The organism is Pseudomonas sp. P5_B3 (genome assembly GCF_056400405.1).
Window position 1 is genome coordinate 1 of sequence record NZ_JBFULI010000077.1, and the last position, 22,618, is coordinate 22,618.

17 protein-coding genes and 1 rRNA gene are annotated in these 22,618 nt (G+C 60.7%); 14 read left to right on the forward strand and 4 right to left on the reverse strand.

Annotated features, from left to right (window positions below):
• Positions 1-323: 323 nt before the first annotated feature.
• The 7 genes from AC1DRN_RS27885 (at position 324) to AC1DRN_RS27915 (ending at position 9,075) form a co-directional block, all read left to right on the forward strand.
• On the forward strand, positions 324-665 hold the full coding sequence (locus AC1DRN_RS27885; RefSeq protein WP_223462574.1) for a hypothetical protein: 342 nt from the start codon (positions 324-326) through the stop codon (positions 663-665).
• 99 nt (positions 666-764) lie between these two features.
• Complete coding sequence (locus AC1DRN_RS27890; RefSeq protein WP_477786862.1) at positions 765-2,021, forward strand: TolC family protein; 1,257 nt, start codon at positions 765-767, stop codon at positions 2,019-2,021.
• The gene (locus AC1DRN_RS27895; RefSeq protein WP_223462572.1) at positions 2,018-3,502 is read left to right on the forward strand and encodes an efflux RND transporter periplasmic adaptor subunit; all 1,485 of its coding nucleotides are present in this window, start codon (positions 2,018-2,020) and stop codon (positions 3,500-3,502) included. The genes AC1DRN_RS27890 and AC1DRN_RS27895 overlap by 4 nt, the downstream gene beginning before the upstream one ends.
• Positions 3,499-6,657: an efflux RND transporter permease subunit gene (locus tag AC1DRN_RS27900; protein WP_223462571.1), complete on the forward strand. Its 3,159-nt coding sequence runs from the start codon at positions 3,499-3,501 to the stop codon at positions 6,655-6,657. The genes AC1DRN_RS27895 and AC1DRN_RS27900 overlap by 4 nt, the downstream gene beginning before the upstream one ends.
• The gene (locus AC1DRN_RS27905) at positions 6,654-7,004 is read left to right on the forward strand and encodes a copper-binding protein (protein ID WP_223462570.1); all 351 of its coding nucleotides are present in this window, start codon (positions 6,654-6,656) and stop codon (positions 7,002-7,004) included. The genes AC1DRN_RS27900 and AC1DRN_RS27905 overlap by 4 nt, the downstream gene beginning before the upstream one ends.
• A gap of 431 nt (positions 7,005-7,435) precedes the next feature.
• Positions 7,436-8,017, forward strand: a complete 582-nt coding sequence (locus tag AC1DRN_RS27910; protein ID WP_223462620.1) for a hypothetical protein — start codon at positions 7,436-7,438, stop codon at positions 8,015-8,017.
• Between the two features lie 485 nt (positions 8,018-8,502).
• Positions 8,503-9,075, forward strand: coding sequence for a GNAT family N-acetyltransferase (locus AC1DRN_RS27915; protein ID WP_223462569.1), 573 nt, complete (start codon positions 8,503-8,505; stop codon positions 9,073-9,075).
• Here AC1DRN_RS27915 and AC1DRN_RS27920 read toward each other — a convergent pair.
• From AC1DRN_RS27920 to AC1DRN_RS27935, 4 genes are all read right to left on the reverse strand, one after another.
• Positions 9,057-9,899, reverse strand: a complete 843-nt coding sequence (locus AC1DRN_RS27920) for a DUF2950 domain-containing protein (RefSeq protein ID WP_223462568.1) — start codon at positions 9,897-9,899, stop codon at positions 9,057-9,059. The two genes, AC1DRN_RS27915 and AC1DRN_RS27920, sit on opposite strands and share 19 nt — an antisense overlap.
• 80 nt (positions 9,900-9,979) lie before the next feature.
• Positions 9,980-11,482, reverse strand: coding sequence for a DUF3300 domain-containing protein (locus AC1DRN_RS27925; RefSeq protein ID WP_223462567.1), 1,503 nt, complete (start codon positions 11,480-11,482; stop codon positions 9,980-9,982).
• Between the two features lie 164 nt (positions 11,483-11,646).
• Positions 11,647-12,924, reverse strand: a complete 1,278-nt coding sequence (locus AC1DRN_RS27930; protein ID WP_223462566.1) for a flavohemoglobin expression-modulating QEGLA motif protein — start codon at positions 12,922-12,924, stop codon at positions 11,647-11,649.
• A gap of 87 nt (positions 12,925-13,011) precedes the next feature.
• A complete protein-coding gene (locus AC1DRN_RS27935; RefSeq protein WP_223462565.1) occupies positions 13,012-15,138 on the reverse strand; it encodes a TonB-dependent receptor family protein in 2,127 nt (708 codons plus the stop codon).
• Between the two features lie 336 nt (positions 15,139-15,474).
• Here AC1DRN_RS27935 and AC1DRN_RS27940 point away from each other — a divergent pair, with 336 nt between their 5' ends.
• The 7 genes from AC1DRN_RS27940 to AC1DRN_RS27970 form a co-directional block, all read left to right on the forward strand.
• Entirely contained in the window at positions 15,475-16,047 is a 573-nt protein-coding gene (locus tag AC1DRN_RS27940; RefSeq protein ID WP_223462564.1) for a hypothetical protein, read from the forward strand.
• Between the two features lie 364 nt (positions 16,048-16,411).
• Positions 16,412-17,041: a hypothetical protein gene (locus AC1DRN_RS27945; RefSeq protein ID WP_457266340.1), complete on the forward strand. Its 630-nt coding sequence runs from the start codon at positions 16,412-16,414 to the stop codon at positions 17,039-17,041.
• Between the two features lie 131 nt (positions 17,042-17,172).
• The gene (locus tag AC1DRN_RS27950; protein ID WP_223464009.1) at positions 17,173-18,015 is read left to right on the forward strand and encodes a DUF6502 family protein; all 843 of its coding nucleotides are present in this window, start codon (positions 17,173-17,175) and stop codon (positions 18,013-18,015) included.
• A complete protein-coding gene (locus tag AC1DRN_RS27955) occupies positions 18,012-19,553 on the forward strand; it encodes a DUF5666 domain-containing protein (protein WP_223464008.1) in 1,542 nt (513 codons plus the stop codon). The genes AC1DRN_RS27950 and AC1DRN_RS27955 overlap by 4 nt, the downstream gene beginning before the upstream one ends.
• Before the next feature lie 102 nt (positions 19,554-19,655).
• Entirely contained in the window at positions 19,656-20,405 is a 750-nt protein-coding gene (locus tag AC1DRN_RS27960) for a hypothetical protein (RefSeq protein ID WP_223464007.1), read from the forward strand.
• A gap of 443 nt (positions 20,406-20,848) precedes the next feature.
• Positions 20,849-21,532 (forward strand): hypothetical protein, encoded by a 684-nt coding sequence (locus AC1DRN_RS27965; protein WP_477786863.1) that lies wholly within the window; start codon positions 20,849-20,851, stop codon positions 21,530-21,532.
• Between the two features lie 1,007 nt (positions 21,533-22,539).
• Positions 22,540-22,618, forward strand: a 16S ribosomal RNA gene (locus tag AC1DRN_RS27970); the annotation flags it as partial.

The window sequence follows — 22,618 nt, forward strand, 5'->3', positions numbered from 1 at the left end:
CGCCTTGTGGGTGTCAGCAGCGCGGCCGTTGATCAGACGGACTTCATTCTGGCCACTTGAGGTCCTGGTCAGTACTGTCGCAGGGAGCGTGGACCGCGGAGGGGAGGGCATGGATGCCCTCCCTTTCTCTTTTCACTCAATTGTCCATTAGTTATCGGGGGGCAGCAGCGTTAGCATTGCCTGCGAACAGGATCACCTTGCATTTTGTGTCAGTAATGCTGGCTTAATCCGGATTCGCTGATATCAACGCCTTGCGCAAGGCAACCGAGCGCGTGCGTTCAATTGATTGTTAGTACTATTTCTGACGGCTACACTCCAACCCCATGAAACGCTACCTGCGGTTTTGCTTCATTTTCGTGATTAGCCTGGCGCTTCCCCTCAGCGGGATGGCGGGCGTTCAGGCACCGACAGAACCTTGCCCGATGAAGACGATGGGCATGGCGATGATGGACGATATGGGGATGGACTGCTGCAACGATATGAAAAGCCCGACCGAGCACGGCAAACCCTGCAAGCCGGGCCAGGAGTGCAAGACTGGCGGTATGCTGCAAGTCTCGATCGACAAGCCTCCTGTCACGTTGTTCAGCCCTGTAGTGCTTTCCTCTTCCAGCGATTCCATGCCTGTACCGACCCCTTCCGGGGTATGGCGACCGCCTCGCGTTTGATTCCTGTCCCACATTGAGCCTCATTCCGTTTTAGCGGGATGGCATAGCTGCGCGCATTTCTTTTGACGCTTGCAGTGGATGATCACAGGAATCGTAGACATGAACTCCAAGTGCTATTGCACAGGTTGGTCCCTCGTGGCCGGTCTGGCGGTTAGCGTACTGGCATTGCCGAGCTTCGCTGGCGCATTGACACTCGATGAAGCGCTGCGGCTGGCCGAAAACAATGCGCCGTCGCTGGCTGCACAAGATGCAAAGATTCAAGCTGCCAGCAGTGCGGCTATACCCGCGGGTGAATTACCTGACCCCAAGTTGCTGGCAGGTGTGCAGAACTACCCCATCGGCGGCCCGGATCGCTGGAGCATCAACGACGACTTCATGACCATGCAAATGGTCGGGGTCAGGCAAGAGATGCCCAACGGTGACAAACGCAAAGCTCGCATCGAGGTCGCCAACGCCGGCGTTGATCGCGCTGCCGCCGAGCGTCGGGTTGCACGACTGAACGTACGCCAATCCACGGCATTGGCCTGGATCAGCAGCTACTCGGTCGAGCGCAAAGATGCGCTGTTCCAGGACTTCTACAAAGAAAACCGCCTGCTGGCCGATACCGTCCGGGCCCGGATTGCAGGTGGCCGCGCTCAACCCGCCGATGYGGTGACGCCCAAGCAAGAAGCGGCCCAACTGGCGGAGCAACAGGACGATCTGATTCTCCAGAGAGCGCAGGCCCGAGCGGCCCTCAAACGCTGGATTGGCTCCGCCGCCAACGACAAGCCTGTGGGCAGCTTGCCGCAGTGGCCTATCGATTCCTCAAGCTACGCCCATAAACTGCAACACCACCCCGAGTTGACAGCGTTTGCGCCGATGACCCGCGAAGCGCAAGCCAAGGTCCGTGAAGCCGAGTCTGAGAAAAAGTCAGACTGGAGTTGGGAGCTTGACTATCAACATCGCGATCGCCAGTTCGGCGACATGGTCAGCGTGCAATTGTCCTGGGACTTGCCGCTGTTTCCTGACTCCCGGCAAAACCCCAAAATCGCAGCCAAACAGGCTGAACTCAGCCAGCTTGAGGCTGAGCGCGAAGCCCTGTCACGCGAGCACACTCAGCAACTGGAAAACGAACTGGCTGACTATGCACGCCTGAATCGTGCGGTAAGCCGCAACCAGGAAAGCCTGCTGCCGCTGGCCAGGGAAAAGGTCGAACTCAGCATGGCCAGCTACCGTGCCGGCAAAGGCGATTTAAACGCCGTTGTGGCCGCCCGACGTGAACTCATCGAAGCCCGACTCAAACAGATCGACGTGGAGGAGCAGCGAGCGCTGACCAGTGCGCGTCTGTATTTTGCTTATGGGGAGTCCAGCCAATGAACCTTACAAAATGGAACGGGGCATGGCTGGTTGGCATTTCGCTGGCATTGGGTGTTGCCGGTGGCTACTGGTTCGCTCACCAGCGCATGAGCGCGGTACCTGTTGCGGCCCAGGAGCAGAAACTCAATTCGCCGGACGAACGCAAGGCACTGTATTGGTATGACCCCATGTACCCGCAGCAAAAATTCGATAAGCCGGGCAAGTCCCCCTTCATGGACATGCAACTGGTCCCCCAGTACGCCAATGGAGGTAGTGACCGTGCGACGGTCAGTATCGATCCAGGCCTGACTCAGAATCTCGGTCTGCGTTTTGCGACTGTCACTCGTGGAAATTTTGAGTCCAGTCTCGACGTGACAGGTGTCCTGGCGTTCAACGAACGGGATGTCGCGGTAATCCAGGCACGCACCCCGGGCTTTGTGGAGCGGGTCTATGCCCATGCACCCGGTGATGTGCTCAATGCCAACGCGGCATTGGCGGATATCCTGGTGCCGGAGTGGGCGGCCGCTCAGACAGAGTTCCTTGCCCTCAAGCGCAACGGTGATGCCGACCTGCTGGCTGCGGCCCGCCAGCGACTAAGGCTCACAGGGATGCCGGCTGCGCTGATCACCCAGGTAGAGCGCAGTGGCAAAGTCCAGCCGAACCTGACCCTCACCAGCCCCATCAGCGGCGTGCTGCAAGAGTTGAACGTACGTGCGGGTATGACCGTGGCGGCTGGCGACACTCTGGCACGCGTCAATGGCTTGAGCAGTGTCTGGCTGGCCGTGGCCGTTCCGGAATCGGATGCCGGAGCTATCACCGTGGGTCAGGCAGTCGAGGCGCGCTTGCCAGCTTTTCCAGGGGCAACGCTCAGTGGCAAGGTCAGCGCGATTTTGCCCGAGACCAATCCGGACAGCCGCACGCTTCGTGTGCGGGTGGAACTGCCCAATCCAGATGGGCGCCTGAGACCAGGTTTGACAGCGCAGGTCCGCCTGAATCGTACAACTGAGCAAAGTGTATTGTGGGTGCCGAGCGAAGCGGTGATTCGCACTGGCCGACGTGCCCTGGTGATGCTCGCCGAAGATGCGGGCCGCTACCGCCCAGTGGAGGTGCAACTCGGGCAGGAAAGCGATGGCAAGACGGCGATCTTGAAAGGCCTGGAAGAAGGCCAGAAGGTGGTTACGTCTGGCCAGTTCCTCCTCGATTCGGAAGCCAGTCTCAAGGGCATTGTTGCTAATTCGGAGCAAGAGTCGCCACCCAGTGGAGCAGCCGCCAGTTTGCATGAGGCGGATGGGCAGATCGTTGAGATCAACGATAAAGAAGTCACGCTCGCCCATGGTCCTTTCAAGACACTGGGCATGCCTGGCATGACGATGACGTTCCCACTCGCCAATCCGGCGCTGATGCAGGGCCTTAAAGCGGGTGACAAGGTACGGATCGCTGTGAGCCAGACTGACGATGGCTTGCGGGTCGAGCGCCTGGATAAATCGGGAGTTCAACCATGATCGCCGCCCTTATTCGTTGGTCAGTGGCCAATCGTTTCCTGGTACTGCTGGCGACGCTGTTTGTCACGGCTTGGGGCATCTGGTCGGTGCAGAGCACGCCCATCGATGCATTGCCGGATCTCTCCGATGTTCAAGTCATCATCCGTACCCCCTTTGCGGGACAAGCGCCGCAGATTGTCGAGAATCAGGTGACCTATCCGTTGGCCACCACGATGCTCTCGGTGCCGGGCGCCAGGACCGTGCGTGGTTACTCGTTCTTTGGCGACAGCTTTGTTTACGTGCTGTTTGAAGACGGCACTGACTTGTATTGGGCTCGCTCGCGGGTGTTGGAGTACCTGAGCCAAATTCAAAGTCGGTTGCCGGCCAGTGCCAGGCCGGCGTTGGGGCCGGATGCGACGGGAGTGGGCTGGATCTACCAGTACGCACTGGTGGATCGCAGTGGCGGACACGATCTGGCACAGCTACGCGCACTTCAGGACTGGTTCCTCAAGTTCGAACTCAAGACTCTGCCCAATGTAGCGGAGGTGGCCACCGTGGGGGGGATGGTCAAGCAGTACCAGGTGCAGCTTGATCCGCTCAAACTGGCCAGCCTCGGCATCACTCAGGCCGAGGTATCCGAGGCGATCGGCAAAGCCAACCAGGAAACCGGTGGTGCCGTGCTGGAAATGGCAGAGACCGAGTTCATCGTGCGGGCTTCTGGCTACCTGAAAACGCTCAATGACTTTCGGGCGATCCCGCTCAAGCTCGGTGCGGGCGGTGTTCCAGTGACCCTTGGCGATGTCGCCACCCTTCAGTCGGGACCGGAAATGCGGCGTGGCATCAGCGAACTCGACGGCGAAGGGGAGGCGGTCGGCGGCGTAGTGATTTTGCGTAGCGGCAAGAACGCTCGCCAGACCATTGCTGCGGTCAAGGCCAAACTCGACGAACTGAAAAGCAGTCTGCCGGCCGGCGTGGAAATCGTCACCACTTACGATCGCAGCAAGCTGATCGACCGTGCGGTGGAAAACCTCAGCCACAAGCTCATCGAGGAGTTCATCGTCGTTGCGTTAGTCTGCGGGATCTTCCTCTGGCACCTGCGCTCATCGCTGGTGGCGATCATCTCGCTGCCTGTTGGTGTGTTGATTGCCTTCATCGTCATGCGTTACCAAGGCATCAACGCCAACATCATGTCCCTGGGCGGGATTGCCATTGCCATCGGCGCCATGGTCGACGCCGCGGTGGTGATGATCGAGAACGCCCACAAGAAGATCGAGGCCTGGCATGCGGCCCATCCCGGCGAAGAGCTGAAGGGTGAACATCATTGGCATGTGATGACTGAAGCTGCGGCGGAAGTGGGACCAGCGCTGTTCTTCTGTCTGTTGATCATCACCCTGTCGTTCATTCCAGTGTTCACCCTGGAAGCTCAGGAGGGACGCCTTTTCGGCCCATTGGCTTTCACCAAGACCTACGCCATGGCCGCAGCGGCGGGATTGTCGGTGACCCTGGTGCCAGTGCTGATGGGCTACTGGATTCGGGGGCGAATTCCCGGTGAGCAACAGAACCCGTTGAACCGGTGGTTGATTCGGATCTATCAGCCGGCTCTGGACGCGGTCTTGCGTCGACCAAAGATCACTCTGCTGGTGGCGCTATTGGTTTTTGTCAGTGCGCTATGGCCAATGTCTCGCCTGGGTGGCGAATTTCTACCCCCGCTGGATGAGGGCGACCTGCTCTACATGCCTTCTGCACTGCCGGGATTGTCGGCACAAAAAGCGGCGCAACTGCTGCAACAGACTGACCGCCTGATCAAGACCGTGCCAGAAGTCGAGCACGTTTTCGGTAAGGCCGGTCGCGCTGAAACCGCGACAGATCCGGCGCCTCTGGAAATGTTCGAAACCACGATCCAGTTCAGACCGCATGAGCAATGGCGTCCAGGCATGACCCAGGAAAAACTGGTGGAGGAACTGGACCGTGTGGTGCGTGTGCCCGGTCTGACCAACATCTGGATACCGCCGATTCGTAACCGCATCGATATGCTTGCCACGGGGATCAAGAGTCCCATCGGCGTGAAAGTCGCCGGCACCAACCTGACGCAGATCGATGCCGCGACACAGGCGATCGAGCGAGTGGCCAAGGACGTGCCCGGTGTCAGTTCGGCGCTGGCCGAGCGACTGACCGGCGGCCGCTATATCGACGTGGATATCGACCGCAAGGCCGCCGCCCGTTATGGGCTGAACATCGCCGATGTGCAGTCCATCGTCGCTGGCGCCATCGGTGGTGAAAATGTCGGCGAGACCATTGAAGGGCTTGCACGTTTCCCGATCAACGTACGTTACCCACGAGAGTGGCGCGACTCGCTCGGCGCCCTGGAGCAACTGCCGATCTACACCCCGCTGGGTAGTCAGATCACCCTGGGCACGGTGGCGAAGGTCAAGGTCAGTGACGGTCCGCCGATGCTCAAGAGCGAAAACGCACGACCTTCAGGCTGGGTATACATCGATGTCCGCGGTCGGGACATTGCCTCGGTGGTTGCCGATCTGCGTCGGGTCGTCGATGAACAGGTCAAGTTGCAACCGGGCATGAGCCTGAGCTACTCCGGGCAGTTCGAGTTTCTCGAAAGGGCCAACGCACGCCTCAAACTGGTGGTGCCGGCCACGCTGTTGATCATTTTCGTGCTGCTCTACCTGACGTTCGCCCGATTCGACGAGGCTTTGCTGATCATGGCCACTCTGCCATTCGCACTGACTGGCGGGGCATGGTTCCTCTATCTGTTGGGCTTCAATCTGTCGGTCGCCACCGGAGTCGGCTTTATCGCTTTGGCCGGTGTTTCTGCCGAGTTCGGCGTCATCATGCTGCTCTATCTGAAGAATGCCTGGGCCGAACGTGAAGACCTCGGCGACAGCTCTGAGCGCGGACTGGTGGCGGCGATTCGTGAAGGTGCCGTGCAGCGGGTTCGCCCCAAGGCCATGACCGTGGCCGTCATCATTGCAGGCCTGTTACCCATCCTGTTGGGCAGCGGTACGGGCAGCGAAGTGATGAGCCGCATCGCCGCGCCCATGGTCGGCGGTATGGTCACGGCACCTTTACTGTCCCTGTTTGTCATTCCGGCAGCCTATCGCTTGATGCGTCGTCGGCAGCTCACTATCGAACCTCAAACCCTTAAAGGAAAAATCGTATGAAACTGACCCTTGTTGCAGTCGCAAGCACCGCCGTTGTGTTGTCGCTTTCTACTTACGCGCAGGACATGCCAGGAATGAAAATGGAAGGTATGGGCGACATGGAAATGAAGCAGGAGTCGAAGCCGGCTCCTGTCGCCAGCGCCGAGGGTACGATCAAGGCGATCGATCCCGCGAAGCATACGGTGACCCTCGCTCATGGCGCCGTTCCAGCAGTGCAGTGGCCGCCAATGACCATGGCCTTTTCAGTGACGGAAGATCAACTGAAAGGGCTGGAGGTTGGAGACCCTGTATCGTTTTCCTTTCGGCTGGAGGGCGGTAGAGCCACGATTGTTTCCATAAAAAAATGAAGGGCTGATGTTGCAGGTGACCGGTACCCATCGTCGTGCCGGTTTTTACCATTTGGGTCAGGTTGAAGTTTCTGTGCAATCCGTTCGTCGGTCCTGATGCTCTTTTGTTGAACTCGGGCTGAATGCACTTATCGAAAAAAACTGTGGGAATGCTTCCCACACAATGATGCCAACCGGCTCTCAAGGATCGTGCGGATGCCACAGTTGCTCGTGGTTGCTGCACATTTATGACCGTGCCGGTTGCCCGGCCGCTCCAGTGGGCGGCCGGGAACTCAACTGGACATTGCGTTCGATACGGAGGTGACGACGCAACGCCAAGCGGAGGTACATCATGCTGCTCAAGAAAACTTTGTTGGCTCTGGCAATCGGCGGGGTCCTGTCGGCATCGACTGTCCTGGTACCCGATTACATCGCAAGTTTCTCCAGCGCGTATGCCAAAGATGGTGGTAGCGGAGGCGGTGGTGGTCACGGCGGTCACGGTGGTGACGGCGGAGGCGGTAACGCTGGTAGCGGCCATGGAGATGGCGGCGGTCATGGCGCTGCAGGCAATGGCGGTGCAGGTGCTGGTGCTGCAGGCAATGGCGGTGCAGGTGCTGGTGCTGCAGGCAATGGCGGTGCAGGTCATGGCGCTGCAGGCAATGGCGGTGCAGGTGCTGGCGCTGCGGGCAATGGCGGCCCGGGGCGCGGTGACGCTGACCATGGCGCAGTGGCCGGGAATAGAGGCCCCGGCATTGCGCATGACAACGACGATGACCATGGTGGCATGGCCGGGAACAGAGGTCCCGGCAATGCGCGTGACAACGACGCTGACCATGGCGCAGTGGCCGGGAATAGAGGTCCCGGCATTGCGCATGACAACGACGATGACCATGGTGGCGTGGCCGGGAACAGAGGTCCCGGCAATGCGCGTGACAACGACGATGCCAATGACAACGATGCCGCAGATGCAGCCAGGGACGCTGCCAAGGCTGATGCGGATGCAGCACGGGACGCTGCAAAAGCTGCTGGCGTAGCGGGCGCAGATGCAGCCCGGGACGCCGCCAAAGCCGACGTAGCTGCAGCCCGGRACGCCGCCAAAGCCGACGTAGCTGCAGCCAGGGACGCCGTCAAGGCCGACGTAGCTGCAGCCAGGAACGCTGCCAAAGCCGAGGTGAGCGCAGTCAGAGAGGCTGCCCAAGCCAAGGCGAGGGAAGCCAGAGAGGCTGTGGCTGACGCCCTGGATGCCCCGGATGAGGTATCGAACTAAACCTGCACGTTCGGCAATGAACATGGCAGGCATACCGTAGAAAACGTCCCGGGAGCTTGAGGGACGTATAGCAAAGAGTCGCAAGCCCTGAAGCGTAGCGGGGCTTGCGACTTTTTTTCGAAATCGTGTCGCCTTCACGAGTGATGAGCAAGTCGCTCGGATTCGAGAGGGGGGATTGCTCGGCCCGGCAAGGTTATTCAGGTATGAGATAAACTTGGGCCCTTTCGGCACAAGACTCAGGAGAGGTGATGAATGGAATCGTTTAGCGTTCGCGAGCTGAAAAAGACTGACGCTCAAGCGTTGCTGGCATTCGAAGTCCATAACCGTGAATGGTTCGAATCCCATATTGATGCGCGCGACCCTGCTTTTTACTCGTTGCAGGGTGTCGCCGATCACATAGAAAGCTATTTGTCCGATTTTGCCATTGGCGCCTGGCACCCGTTTGTCATAGAGGATTCCAATCAGAGAATCGTCGGTCGAGCCAATCTGAAAAGCATCGACTCATCGACCCGTTCTGCGCAAGTCGGCTATCGGATTGCTCAGAGCGCGTGCGGGCAGGGGCTGGCCACGCTGGCGCTGAGGCATCTGGTCCAGGAGGCACGGATGCGCTGGGGGCTTACGCAACTGGTTGCCTTTGCCTACAAGGAAAATGTGGGCTCAAGAAAAGTCCTTGATCGTTGTGGATTCCAGCTGGAACAACCCTCCTGTAACGAAAATTCGGGGAACGAAGACCGATTCGTCCTGTTGGTCCAGATAAGATCCCCCAGCGATTCAGAGCGTCGGCAGCAGGTCGGTGACGCCCCCGGTCACTCCTGCGGCGCTTGATCTTCAGCCACCTCTTTCCAGCTGTCATCCGGATCGAAGCGCTTCATCGATTGCGCCAGTTTTTCACCACCGGGCCCCAGGTCTTTCTCGAACACCTGTCCTTCATGACTGATCATGAAACTCATCACCCCGGTGTCATCGTATTTCGCCGGCCAGGCGATCAGGGCAAAGCCCCGGCTCATCTTGTCACCGATGAGGTAGCTGTAGGCGCCACCCGGTGCCGAAGGACCCTGGCCATCGAGGATACGGAAGCGGTAACCATGCCACTCTTCGTCGGCAATGGCTTTGCCGAACGAAGGTCCCAGCGGGCTGATCTGGCCGCTGTCGTCTTCCGCCCAGTAGAGTCCATCGTGCTTGCCGGGGGTGCTGAAGATTTTCTGCGCATATTCGAGTGCGCCGTCTCCGTCTCGATCGACTGACGCGTAGTCCATCTGGGCATCGTGATAGGCCAGCACCGATTGCACCGCGGCCAGTTCGTTGCGGCCGATTTGACGGGCACGGATCTCGGCACTGCCGGCCTTCAGGTCGAAGCGCCAACCGTTAGCGTCTTTTGTCATGGGGATGGGCAGTGTCCAGTTCTTGCTGCCGACCGCCAGGACAACCTGGCGGTAACTGGTGTTTTCAAAGTGGTGTTGCTCGCGGTATTGCTGCAAGAACGCATCCACATCTTTGCGCTGTACACCTTCGCGGGGGATGTAATTGTGCCAGTCACTGCCAAGCAGCTCGGTCAGGCGTGCCTGGTCGGCGTGTTCCGTGCCCAGTGCCTGGACAAAGGCTTCAGCGGCCTTTTCTGGCGTTGGAAAGGCCTGCTGTGCCGTCGCCACGCACGACCACAACAAGCCGGCAGCTATCGCAAGGACATGAGGGAGCAAGCCCGTGAGTCCCTTCAATCGAGGATGGTTTTTCAACGACGGCCCCCCCTTTGACGCGCTGGTGGACTGGACGGCCGGCTGACCTGGTGACCGGCCGATCGCGCGGCACTGGGGCGTTGGGCGGATGCCTGGCTGGCCCGGCCACGATTGGCCTGGACGTTGGCCTGGGACGGTGAGCGTGCGCCGGCGAACGCATTGTTGCGGGCACTGCCGGCACTGGCGGCCGGTCGTTGATTCGCCGTCTGACGCGTCTGCGCCTGGCCCTCTCTGCGCTGATTGAGCTGAGCGCTCTGGTTCCTGGGCTGCTGATTCTCCCGGGTGTTTCTGGCCGTGCCCTGACCTCTGTCAGCCGCCTTTGGCCTGTCTGCACCGGCCTGCAACCGATTGTCCCCCGCGGTTGCGGACTGGAGTTTGCGTGTTTGATCACGGGCTTCGCGGTTGCTGGTGGCAGGTCGTTCGATACCGTGCCTGTCCATTGAGGTGCGGGCATTTTCACGTGCCTGGGTGCGCTGGGCATTGTCCCCGCGATAGGCTTCACGCTGATTGGCGCCGTTCAATTGGCGGCCGTACTGTGCGCGGCTCGCGCTGTCTCGATAGGGCACGCCATTGCGGTGCACCGGGTTGTGCTGCCATTTGTTCTGGTTGTTAGTGATGCGGTTGTTGGTATTGATGTTGTTGTAGCGATTGACGTCGATATCAATGTCGTTATTGCCCCAATCACATTCACCCCACAACGATCCAACGATCGCCACACCAGCGCCAAACGCCAGTCCGGCCATCAGGGCCTGACCAGGGTAATAGGCCGGTGGCGGTGGATAGTACACGGGCGGCGACGCCGGGTAGGCCCAGGTGCCGTAGGTGGTGGTCGGGTTATAGGTGGGGACGTACACCACCTGCGGATCGGCAGGCTGGATGATGATGGTGGAGTTGCTGGCCGGGGCCGATTCAGGGGCTGGAGCCGGTGCCGCAGTCGTGGTCGCCGGTGCCGCGACATTCTGGATCGTCACGTTCTGATATTGGTTGCTCTGCAGGTTACCAGCGGCCTGGGCCTGATGACGCAAGCGTTGTACGCCGTTCATGACATCGTCGGGCTGCGCCAGGAAGGCATCACCCAGGCGTTGGACCCAGACGGGATCCTGCCCCAGCGTTGCCAGAACCTGCGGGAAGGCGACCAGCGCCTGCACGCTCGGATCCCAGGGCTGGTTCGCTACCTGTTTGACTGCATCATCGCCCTTGGCGTCCGGGTGCGCTTTGGACCAGGTGACCGCCTCGCCGACTTCCCCCGGGTAGGTAGTGGCCATCAGTACCTGTGCCAATAGTGGGTCCGGGTAAAGCGCAATGGGCGCCAGCATTTGATCCAGCTGTTCCTGGGTAAACACGGGATCTTTGGCAGGCGCGGTGGCAGTCGCGGTGGCGGGCGCTGTATCGGCAGCGTTTGCGGGTGCGGCGGCGGTCACATCCGCAGCCTGTGTCAGGCAGGAAGATCCACTCAAAAACAGAACGGCTGACAACGCGTAAAAAAATGGAATGCGCATTGCACCCCCTATGTGGTCAGGCAGGCTTGAAATGAATGAGTCGCTGCCGCAGAGGTGAAAGCTGACTTTGCAAGCCACAGAGCCCAGCTTCGATGCCGCTTTCTAATGGTAGCAGCTCATTCGAACGACCCAGGTTGTCTTTAAAACGGCGTCAACCTGATCGATCACTGGGCGCTGGCATCGCTTTCGTGTTCTTCGGCGAATGCCATGAACACCTCCAGGTCCAGCACATCCAGCTTGATCTGGGCGATGAACGCCGAGAAGGCCAGATTGGCCGCGAGCAATCGCAGATCAGAGGCCCAGGCCGGAAGGTAGGTCGGTCCCTTGAGCCAACCGGACTCGAACAGTGGCGCCAGGCGCACGGTGTCAGCCAGGCTGAGGCGCCCGGCAAACAAATGCCCCACCAGTTCCGGCCGGTTATCGCGGATTGCAATGCGCAGCAGGGTGTGGACGCCGAGTAGCCCGGTCAGGTAGGCGGCATCCTTGGTGAACGCCGAACCGCCCCGCAGGTCGGCGCCGCGGAACACCCGTTGGGTGGAGCGGAAGGATTCCTCCTGCGACTGCCCGGCCGCCAGAAAGCCTTCGAACACCTGGATGAAGTCGGCACCCTCCAGCGCCTGCTGGACGGCGAGCACGCGCAGGGCCAGACGACGCAAACGATTGATGTCCATGCTGCCGGTGAACAGTTCGGCCAGGGTGGCAATGCCTTCCTGGGTCTGGGTCGTGCGCGGTGCGCCCAGGCCCAGGCTTGTGAGGTTGGGCTGTCGCGCACCGTTTTGTGCCGTGGCGACATGCACGAAGGCCTCGTGTTGCAACAGTTGGTTCTTGTCCAGCTCCGAGAACAGCGCACTGGCCCGCAGGCGGATGCGGCTAGATCCGGCGATGGCCTTGGCGGCCAGGTTCGGATCGAGTACGACCGTGATCTGTCCGACGCCGAAGAAACGGTCCAGTTCCGGTTGAATCCAGGCGGCGAACGCCTTGGCCGGGATTTCGGCCGGGCAGGGTGGAATCCGCGCGCTACCCAGCAGGGCGTCAGTAGTCTTGAGAAAGAAACGGGCCGCGTCGAGCATGCTCAGTTGCAGGCGTTTGTAATAGAAATCCGGGCGCCGATACAGTGCAGACGAATAGTGCGTAAACGCAGGAGTACCAATTGCCCCCAGCATGTGTCCGGCCGTGGCATAGCTACGGGCGGTCATGGCGAGGAAATTCCCGGCCGGATGCCCGACATCGCAGCGGCTGATAAAGGTTTCCAGAGCGGCGATGTCGGCGCTGTGCTCGCGGGGCTGCAGCTTGACATCGGGTAACTGAGCACGCCCGCTGCGCCATTTCGCCAGGAAGTCTTCCTCGACGCCATCGGGCCAGGACAAGGCATCCAGCACGCGGATCTTGCGGGTCAGGTCGGGCAGGGCGGCATCGAGTTCGGACAGGGCGGCGGCGCTCATGGATAGCTCCTTGAGGGACGAAGTGACGTTACTAAAGCTTAGTCGTCGCGCTCGGTTGCGTGTGTTTGCGAAGACAGGCAAGCGTCCTCAGAGCAGGCTCCACGACACCCCGAGGTACATCGCCATGCCCTCGCCGGGGGTGGAGCGTGCCGCGTCCAGGCCTTTGTCGTCGTAGCCCGGCGTGACCGTGGCGGCATAGTGCTTGTCGGTCAGGTTGCGCAGGTCCAGCCAGGTCTGCCAGTCGCCCTTGGGCGCGTTGTAGCCCAGTGTCGCGCCGAAGATTGCGTAGGGATCGGCGTAGTAGCTGTTGGCGTAATCGACCGCCACCGTGGACACCCATTGTGTGTTGACCGCGGCGAAAAAGCCTTGTGGCCAGTCGTAACGCAGTTCGCCCTGGTAATAGTGCATCGGCAGGCCCGGCAGGCGGTTGTCGCCGAAGCGGTCATCGTCGCGGTAGTGGAAGTCACTGAAGGTGTAGCCCTGGCGCAGACTCAATTGTCCGCCATCGTCCGGCGACCAAAGAGGGCTCAGCAGGCTGGCTTCCACGCCCTGGTGCACGGTGGGGCTGGCGTTGAGTTCGTAGGGGGTGGTGGCGTTGGCATCCGGCAATACCGACAGCAACTCGTGGCGCACTTGGGCGTAGTACCAGGCCAGGCTCCACTGCCCCAGCGTGCTGTCACCGCGGCCGCCGATTTCCAGGGTGGTGGCGGTCTGGTTTTGCAGCTTGACCGGATCACGCTGGGCGCCTGTGGCGGGGCCGCTGCCTGCCGGGAACCGAATGTTGGAGCTATAGATCAGCGACCACGGGTGCGGTGCCTCGACCGAGCGACTGAGATTGCCGAACAGTTGCAGGTCAGGTGTCAGTTGATAGCGCAGGCCCACGCGCGGGGCATAGTCCCAGTCGTGCAGGCTGGTCTTGCCACCACTTTGCGGGTAGGTGACATCGCTTTCACGGCGGGTGTAGATGGCAGCGAGGCCGGTGGTCAGCCACAGGTCGTCGGCGATTTCCAGGTCATTGCCCACATGCAGGACGCTGTCCGAACCCTGGTAGGTGAAGTTGCGAATCAGCGTGCCCGGTGCATAACCGGCGGTGTTGCCGGTGGGGATGCGCACGAATTCGCTGGCACCCGAGTTGGGCAGGTGTCTGGTCACTCGCAGGCCCAGCGTGCTTTGGCTTTGCAGGCCCCATAGCGAGTCGCGACGCTTGTAGTCGAAGGTGCCGCTGACGTCCGTGTACGCCACCTTCAGGCGGTTGGGACCCTCACGCAAATCCATTGGGTAGTCGTGGTAGACAAGACCGGTCTGGATGCTCGAATCGTCATCGATGTACCAGGTGGTCTTGTTGCCGATAAAGGTGCTGCCCGGTTCGTCGCGGCGGTCGTCCCGCGCCACGTAGGCCGGGTTGGCCGTCCGTGGGTCGTGCTCGATGGAGTGCTTGGTCACGCGTCCCGCGAGGTCGTTGTCGGTCTGGCGGTGGCGCAGGTAGAAGCGTGTTTCCAGGTTGGGGTTGAAGCGATAACCGAAGTTGGCGATGACACCCTGGCTCTCACTGGCCGTATGGTCCTGGTAGCCGTCGGCGTTGGCGTCGGTCATGGCCACGTAGTAATCGAAGGCACCCAACACCTGGCCGGAGCTGACCTGGCGTTGACGATAACCGTGGCTGCCCGTCGCGTAGCGTACCTGCAACTTCGGCGCGTCGTAGCCGGTATGGCTGACGTAATCGATGGCCCCGCCCAAGGCCAGGGCGCCGCGGTCGAAACCGTTGGCGCCACGCAGCACTTCCACATGGTCGAGCCAGAGCGGCTCCAGCAGCTCATAGGGCGTGCCGCCAGGGCCGGTCAGCGGCAGACTGTCGAGCATGGTGTACAGCCCCGAGGCATGGGCGCCCGGTGCACGGTTGATACCCGATCCACGGATCGAGATCTTCACCCCTTCGTTGCCCGCCGACTGGGCGTAGATCCCCGGCTGGTAAGCCAGCACATCCTGATTGCTGGCCACGCGGCCCTGCAACGGGCGGCGCATGTCGACCACATTGGTGCCACCGGGCACCTGGGCCAGCCGCGCCCTGGCGTCCTCGATCCCCTGGTCTTCATCGCTCTGGTCCTCAGCCCCGATCAGCACTTGTCCCAGCTCCAGGCTCTGGGCCTCGGCCATGGCCGGACAAACAAGGGCCAGGCCCAGCAGCGCGGCGGGCAAGTATTCAGGCGAGGGCATGGGGGGAAACTCCAGACGTACAGGAACGGGCAAAGAACAGTGCGACGCAAGAAAGAACGAAGGGAGCACATGGCAATTTTGCTTTTTGCACGCCAAGGGTTGGGCGGCCGCGATTCAACGCTACAACGGTTTACTGCATTCCGACGATGAGGGGGATGCGGCATTCATCCGCCACAGGAACGACCGTCTCCAAATACGACGAAAGTCGTATGGAGGTCTGTTTCGGCACATGTTAGTAGACGTTTATCTTGAAAGCGCAATTGCTAATTTGTATCATTCGTTTTCAATCCAGCGAAGCAGGGAACGCAGCGCCCAAACAATAAAAAGGTCAAGGCAATGCTCAAAATGCTTCTCGTATACGGTCATCTGCTCGCTACGTGTATTGCCCTGGGGAGGGTGTTGCAGGCGGATCACAAGCTTTGGAGTTGGCGCAAGGAAATACTGGACCAGGCGCGGCTCGAGTACCTTGATGAAACCCGGAAGATCGTCAGCCTCGCACTGCTGGGCCTTTGGGCAAGCGGATTGTTGCTGGTGCTCCAGGGTTACCTCAATGAAGGCGACGCGTATCTGCTCAATCAGAAACTCTGGGCCAAGGTGACTGTCGTCGCGCTGCTTAGCCTGAACGGTGCATTGTTGCATCGAGTTGGTTTCCCGCTTCTGCAAAAGGCTCCATTCGTCGCACTGCGCACTGCAGGGCGCACGCGGCTTGCCTTGTTGGGTGCGCTTTCCATGAGCGGTTGGCTATTCGCCGCATTCCTGGGGGTGGCTCGAGCCTGGAATCACGTGTTGCCTTATCTGCATGTGATGGGCGTATTCGCGGCATTCTCGTCACTGGCTTGTTGCGTGGCACTTGCAGTCGCCGGTAGGGCGGGCAGTGTCGGTGCGCAAAAATCCTCGGTACCGGGGTAGCTATCAACTGACCGAGGGAAGCCCGCTCCCTGAAGTGGCGGGCTTCAGCGAATCCGGTGTCGCCTGAGCCGCTGTCACCTTTCGGTGATTACCCGTGGTAGAGGCCGCTCGAACACTCGTCCTTTTTTCATGACCCATAGGCGGTTTCCCGACAGTTCGATCGCTTTCACAAAGCCGTCGGTCGGCTTTCTCCTGCGCGGGTTGACCCGGAGCCAGAAAGGGCTAACTTAGATTGCGTGGGAAAAAATCCCACGCGAAAAATTCAAGAGAGATTGTAAGTTTACGGGTTACTCCCATGCCGCTCCCGGATCGCAGCGCGAATTGCGTTGGCACTGCTCGCGGTAAATCACCAGGAGAATGCACGATGAACACTTACCTGCTTTTCAAGAGAGGCCTACTGGCGCTGGCAATCGGTGGCGTCCTCTCGGCTTCCGTCGTTTTGGTTCCAGACTCCGTTTCCCATGAATCGAGTGCCTATGCCAAGGATGGTGGTGGCGGTGGCGGTGGCGGTGGCGGCGGTGGTGGTAGCGGTGGCGGCGGCGGTAGTGGCGGCGGACATGGCGGCAACAGTGGGAGCGGTGGCAGTGGAGGCCACGGCGGCAACAGTGGAAGCGGTGGCAGTGGTGGCCACGGCGGTAACAGTGGGAGCGGCGGAAACAGTGGTCACAGCGGCAGCGATCATGGGAACGGGAATTCAGGCCATGCCGGTTCTGGAGGCTCGAACTCCGGTCGCGGTGGTACCCATGCAGAAGCGGGTGACGACCACGGCGCCCACGTCGGCGGTGAGCCGGGTGACGACCACGGCGTCCACGTTGGCGGTGAGCCGGGTGACGACCACGGCGTCCACGTCGGCGGCGAGCCCGGAGACGACCACGGCGTCCACGTCGGCGGCGAGCCCGGAGACGACCGCGGCGTCCATGTCGGCGGCGAGCCGGGTGACGACAGCGGCAATCATGATGGTGGCGAACCCGGCGACGACAACAGCCGGATCTGAAGCGGCCTGATGACCTCATACAAGACCCTGAAGACCGGTTTTGTATGAGGCACGGCAAAAAAAAGCGCCTGTCTTCATGGGATTATTTCCCACGTAGCTATACTGGGGTTAACTGACCAGGAATGCGCTGAATGCAATCGTCTACCTTGCCCACCTCGCTCCTCAAAGCCTTGCGACATGTCATGCGGCCGCTGGTACGCCTGATGCTGCGCAAAGGAGTCACCTACCTGGTGTTTGCCGACCTGCTCAAGGAGGTTTTCGTCGAGGTGGCGGACCGAGAGTTCCGTCTGGGCGACAAGGCACCGACCGACAGCCGCATCAGCCTGCTCACCGGCGTGCACCGCAAGGATGTACGGCGCTTGCGCAACACCAGCGACCCCGCTTCTTCCACGCTTCCGGAAAACATCACTTTCGGTGCGCAACTGGTCAACGCCTGGGCCAGGGCGCCGTTCTGCAACGACGCCGGCCAGCCACTGCCATTGCCTCGATTGGCCAGTGCCGGCGGCGACCGCTCCTTTGACGCCCTGGTGGCGAAGGTCAGCACGGATATCCGGGCGCGAGTGGTGCTGGACGAGTGGCTGCGCCTGGGCGTCGTGCGCCTTGACGAACAAGATCTCGTGCACCTCGAAGCCCAGGCCTTCGTGCCGCAAAAGGGCTTCGATGAGAAAACCGCTTACCTGGGGCACAACCTGCACGATCATGCCAGCGCCGCGGTACACAACCTGAGCGGCGAAGGTCCGGCCTTTTTTGAACGCAGCGTCCACTATGACGCGCTGACCCCAGCGAGCGTCGAGGCGTTGCGCGAGGCCGTTGCCAGCGAGGGGATGCAGGCCCTGTTGAGTTTCAACCGACTCGCCGCCGATCTGGAATTCCGCGACCTGCCCAGTCTTGAGTCGCGTCAGCGCATCACGGTCGGCCTGTACTTCTACACTGAAGTTTCAGATCCCAATTCATCAACGGCCCCTAAGCCATGACCGTCAACTTGCGCCTGATTCGTGCAATCGCCCTTGCTCTGGGCCTCGGGCTTCCGATTGTGTTGCAGGCCGCCCCGACCTGTGTCAGCCAGAATGACGCGGGCACAAGTGAAGTTCCGGTCATCCAGGCTCCGGGTGGCACCGGCGGTACGGGTGTGGCGCCTGGTGGCATGGGCGGTACCGGCATCAGCACCGACAACGGCGGGGTGGGTGGTACAGGCGCACCGCTGAAAAAGCGCCCTGGCGGGATTGGCGGCACCGGTGCCGTTGCAGGCGGCGTGGGTGGCACGGGCATTGGCAGTGAAAGCGACAACGGCGGGATCGGTGGCACCGGCATTGTCGGCACTATCACCGGGTTTGCCTCGATCTGCGTCAATGGCGTGGAAGTGCACTTCAGCAATAACGTTCCTGTCAACGAGAACGGCATTGCCACCACCAGTACCCAGCTGGCAGTCGGCCAAGTGGTTGCCGTGGAAGCGTTCAATTCCAAGCGAGGTCTGGAGGCCGGGCGCATTTCTATCCTGCACGTCTACGAAGGCCCTTTGACGGCCCTGCCGAGAGATTCCATGCCCATGCGTGTCATGGGGCAGCCGGTACGCCTGGCCGGCGGTGCTCAAGTCGCTGCTGGTCTGCGCCCGGGCGATCCGGTACGGGTCAGCGGGCTGCGCGATGCTCGTGGCGAAGTGGTGGCCAGCCGCATCGACCGGGCACCCGGCCTCAAGGAGGCCAGTGCCATCGGACCGGTGGATCGCAGCGGCTATCTCCACGGGCTCAAACTCGGCAATAACCCAAGCCCGGCGCAGGAAGTGCTGGTACGCGGCCAGTGGTCCGGCCGCGAACTGGACGTGACCCAAAGCCGTCCCGACCCGAGCCTGCCCTTCATTGGCCGGGTACACCATGCGGTGATCGAGGGCCTGGTACAAGGCCGACAGGACCGCCATTTGGTGGTGGGTGGTTTTAATGTGACGCTGGCGCGCGACACCGTGTTTGTTGGTGTGCAGCCTTCAGAACTGGCGCTGGATCGACGCGTGCGGGTCATCGGCGTGTTCAGCGGCGCGCGGGATGTGCAGGCAACGCGTATCGAATTGTCTCGCGAGCGCTCCGATTCGCCAGCCAGCAACCAACACGGACGACTCCGAACCCGCGAGCAAGGCACGGACGACTCAAGTGGCTCGAGCAACTCGAGCGGCTCCGATAGTTCCGGCAACTCCGGCAACTCCGGCAACTCCGGCAGTGACAGGAGTGGCGGCTCCGAGAGCGAAGGCAGTGTCATCGACGATACTCGCCACGGGGGCAATGACAGTCGTGGCAGCGGCGACAGGACGGAAAGCGTGGACAGGTCCGGCAAGTCAGAGCGTGTCGAGAAGGTCGAGCGACCCGACAAAGTGGATAAAGTCGAAAAGGTCGAGCGTCCGGATAAAGTCGAGAAAGTTGAACGTCCAGAAAAAGTCGAGAAGGTAGAGAAAGTCGAAAGGGTCGAGAAAATCGAGAAGGTTGAGCCGGTTGAAAAAATCGATCACTCTGGCAGGCCGGGTTAAACAGTGCAGTCATGATGCACTTTCGTCATAAGTAACTAGGCTAGGTAAGTCACGCAACAAAGCATGCGTGTGAACTTCGATGACGGAACACACGAGGTGAACATGGACCCCAAGCGCATCCTGCTTGTTGGTTTGCTCGCCAGCCTGGCCTTGCCAGCCTTGGCCGATACCTTCACGACCTCAATCGGAACCGACTACTCTCGGGGCGACTATGGCACCGGTACTACTTCCGAAACCTGGTACGTCCCACTGGTGGGCAAATACGAAACCGGTCCCATGACCTACAAGCTCACTGTGCCCTGGCTGCGCATCACCAATCCTTCGGTCGGCCCTGACGGCGAGCCGTTGCCCGGCGGCTGCGGCAAAGTGGTAAGCGGTTTGGGCGATACCGTCGCCGGTGCCGACTATGCCGTGCTTGACGGCAGCGTTGACGGGTTGTTCGTGGACCTGATCGGCAAGGTCAAGTTGCCTACAGCCGACGAAGACAAGTGCCTGGGCACAGGCAAAACCGACTATTCCGCCCAGGTCGACGTCGCCAAGGCCTTCGGCCCTGTGACCGGGTTCGCCACTCTGGGCTGGAAAAAATTCGGCGACCCGTCGGGCTCCGACTTCGACGACCCGATATTCGCCGGCCTGGGCTTCGCCATACCCGTGTTCGCACGTACCTCGGCGGGCGCGTCCTACGACTGGCGGCAGAAGGTCGTTTCCACGGGCGACCAAATCAAGGAGCTCACCCTGTTCCTCACGCACAAGCTCAATCAGAACTGGAAGTTCCAGTTGTATGCCGTCAAGGGGTTTTCCGACGCGAGCCCGGATGGCGAGGCTGGACTGGTGTTCAGCCACACCTACTGATACCCGCCTGTTTCCCTGCACTGATGCGTTTCACCGCTTTGACCCAGGTTGGGTCCAGGCGCGACGGTGCGTGTCGAAAAGCCAGTCAGGCCAGCCAAGCTCAGGTCCTGATGTTCGGTCGTTGACACTCAGGCTGACAGCACTAATCTAATAGGTGTGGGAATATTTCCCACGCAACGATGCCGGCTGGCTCTGAGGGATCGTGCGAATACCGCAGTTGCTCGTGATTGCTGCAGATTTATGGCCGTGCCGGTTGGCTGGCCGCTCCAGTGGGCGGCCGGGAACTCACTGGACATTGCGTTCGATACGGAGATGACGGCGCAACTCCAAGCGGAGGTGCATCATGGTACTCAAGAAGTGTTTGTTGGCTCTGGCAATTGGCGGGGTCCTGTCGGCATCGACTGTCCTGGTGCCTGATTACATCAGTAGTTTCTCCACCGTGCATGCCAAAGATGGCGGTAGCGGTGGAGGTGGAGGTGGAGGCGGCCACGGTGGTGGCGGCAGCGGAGGCAGCGGCGGAGGCGGCGGTGGTCACGGTGGTGGCGGCAACGGTGGCGGTGGCGGCGGCTCTGGTGGCTCCGGCGGAGGTGGTGGTCACGGTGGCGGCGGTGGTTCCGGCAGTGGAGGCTCCGGAGGCGGTGGCCACGGTGGTGACGGCGGAGGCGGTAGCGGTGGTAGCGGCCATGGAGATGGCGGCGGTCATGGTGCTGCTGGCCATGGCGGCCCGGGCCGCGGCGACGCTGATCATGGCGGAATGGCCGGGAATAGAGGCCCGGGCAATGCGCGTGACAACGACGATGACCATGGTGGAATGGCCGGGAATAGAGGCCCGGGCAAAGCGCGTGACAACGACGATGACCATGGTGGCATGGTCGGGAACAGAGGCCCTGGCAAAGCGCATGCCAACGACGATGACGACGATGCGGATAACGCCGCAGATGCAGYCAGGGAAGCCGCAGAAGACGCCAATGACGCAGCCAGGGAAGCGGCAGAAGAACCCGGTGAAGCAGCCAGGGAAGCCGCAGAAGACGCCAATGACGCTGCCAGGGAAGCCGCAGAAGACGCCGCAGATGCAGCCAGGGAAGCTGCAGAAGATAGGGGCGCTGCCAGGATCGACGCAGATGTAGCCAGGGATGCTGCCAGAGCCGAGGCGGATGCGGCCCGAGACGCTGCGAGAGCTGAGGCTGATGCAGCCCGAGACGCTGCCAGAGCCGCTGGCGTACCGAAAGCAGATGCAGATGCAGCCCGGGACGCCGCCAAGGCAAAAGCAGATGCAGCCAGAGATGCTGCCAGGGCTGCCGCAGATGCGGCCAGGAACGCTGCCAAAGTAGAGGCGAGGGAGGCCAGAGAGGATATGGCCGACGCCCCTGATGCCCCGGATGTCGATGTGGCTGAGGTACAGAACTAAGCCCGCACGTTCGGCAATGAACATGGCAGGCATACCCGAAGAAAACGTCCCGGGAGCTTGAGGGACGTATCGACTATGAGTCGCAAACCCTGAATAGTCGCGGGGTTTGCGACTTCTTTTTGAAATCTGSCGCACGGTCCGAAATACCGACGAGGATGTCGGCAGAGGGGGGGGGCTGAGCAGGACGGGTGTGGCGCTGTCATTGAATGTGGTGGCCTGGAACCGTGCCATCGCTGGGAGTGGGCGATGGGTGGCGTCCACGAAATAAGGGGTGCTTCAGTGACGACGTGGTCCGGGCTCTCTGCTGCCCCAATGCTTTATATAGGCGCTGGGGGTTTTCATGGTGGCAACCCGGGTGCCTTGGTAAGGAAGAAGTATTTTCAGGCGGGGGGGTTGACCACGTATTTTAATACTGTACTATTCGCCTCCCGCTAACGAGCAGCTTGATGTTGTTCTTGGCTTAAGTAGTTGATTTTRTTGAAAAATCAGAARCTTTTAAGGTTGCAARTTGAAAAGATGCGCTGTAAGATGCGCACCTCGGTTGAGACGAAAGATCTTRACCAACCGCTCTTTAACAACTGAATCAAGCAATTCGTGTGGGTGCTTGTGGRGTCAGRCTGCTAGTCAACAGATTATCAGCATCACAAGTTACTCCGCGAGAAATCAAAGATGTAACCAACGATTGCTGAGCCAAGTTTAGGGTTTTCTCAAAACCCAAAGATGTTTGAACTGAAGAGTTTGATCATGGCTCAGATTGAACGCTGGCGGCAGGCCTAACACATGCAAGTCGAGCGGATGACAGGAG

Coding starts and splice junctions, on each gene's coding strand:
- AC1DRN_RS27910 (WP_223462620.1), top strand. CDS start 7,436: ATGCCAAAGATGGTGGTAGCGGAGGCGGTGGTGGTCACGGCGGTCACG.
- AC1DRN_RS27915 (WP_223462569.1), top strand. CDS start 8,503: ATGGAATCGTTTAGCGTTCGCGAGCTGAAAAAGACTGACGCTCAAGCG.
- AC1DRN_RS27950 (WP_223464009.1), top strand. CDS start 17,173: ATGCAATCGTCTACCTTGCCCACCTCGCTCCTCAAAGCCTTGCGACAT.
- AC1DRN_RS27930 (WP_223462566.1), bottom strand. CDS start 12,924: ATGAGCGCCGCCGCCCTGTCCGAACTCGATGCCGCCCTGCCCGACCTG.
- AC1DRN_RS27900 (WP_223462571.1), top strand. CDS start 3,499: ATGATCGCCGCCCTTATTCGTTGGTCAGTGGCCAATCGTTTCCTGGTA.
- AC1DRN_RS27895 (WP_223462572.1), top strand. CDS start 2,018: ATGAACCTTACAAAATGGAACGGGGCATGGCTGGTTGGCATTTCGCTG.
- AC1DRN_RS27885 (WP_223462574.1), top strand. CDS start 324: ATGAAACGCTACCTGCGGTTTTGCTTCATTTTCGTGATTAGCCTGGCG.
- AC1DRN_RS27940 (WP_223462564.1), top strand. CDS start 15,475: ATGCTCAAAATGCTTCTCGTATACGGTCATCTGCTCGCTACGTGTATT.
- AC1DRN_RS27905 (WP_223462570.1), top strand. CDS start 6,654: ATGAAACTGACCCTTGTTGCAGTCGCAAGCACCGCCGTTGTGTTGTCG.
- AC1DRN_RS27945 (WP_457266340.1), top strand. CDS start 16,412: ATGAACACTTACCTGCTTTTCAAGAGAGGCCTACTGGCGCTGGCAATC.
- AC1DRN_RS27925 (WP_223462567.1), bottom strand. CDS start 11,482: ATGCGCATTCCATTTTTTTACGCGTTGTCAGCCGTTCTGTTTTTGAGT.
- AC1DRN_RS27935 (WP_223462565.1), bottom strand. CDS start 15,138: ATGCCCTCGCCTGAATACTTGCCCGCCGCGCTGCTGGGCCTGGCCCTT.
- AC1DRN_RS27955 (WP_223464008.1), top strand. CDS start 18,012: ATGACCGTCAACTTGCGCCTGATTCGTGCAATCGCCCTTGCTCTGGGC.
- AC1DRN_RS27960 (WP_223464007.1), top strand. CDS start 19,656: ATGGACCCCAAGCGCATCCTGCTTGTTGGTTTGCTCGCCAGCCTGGCC.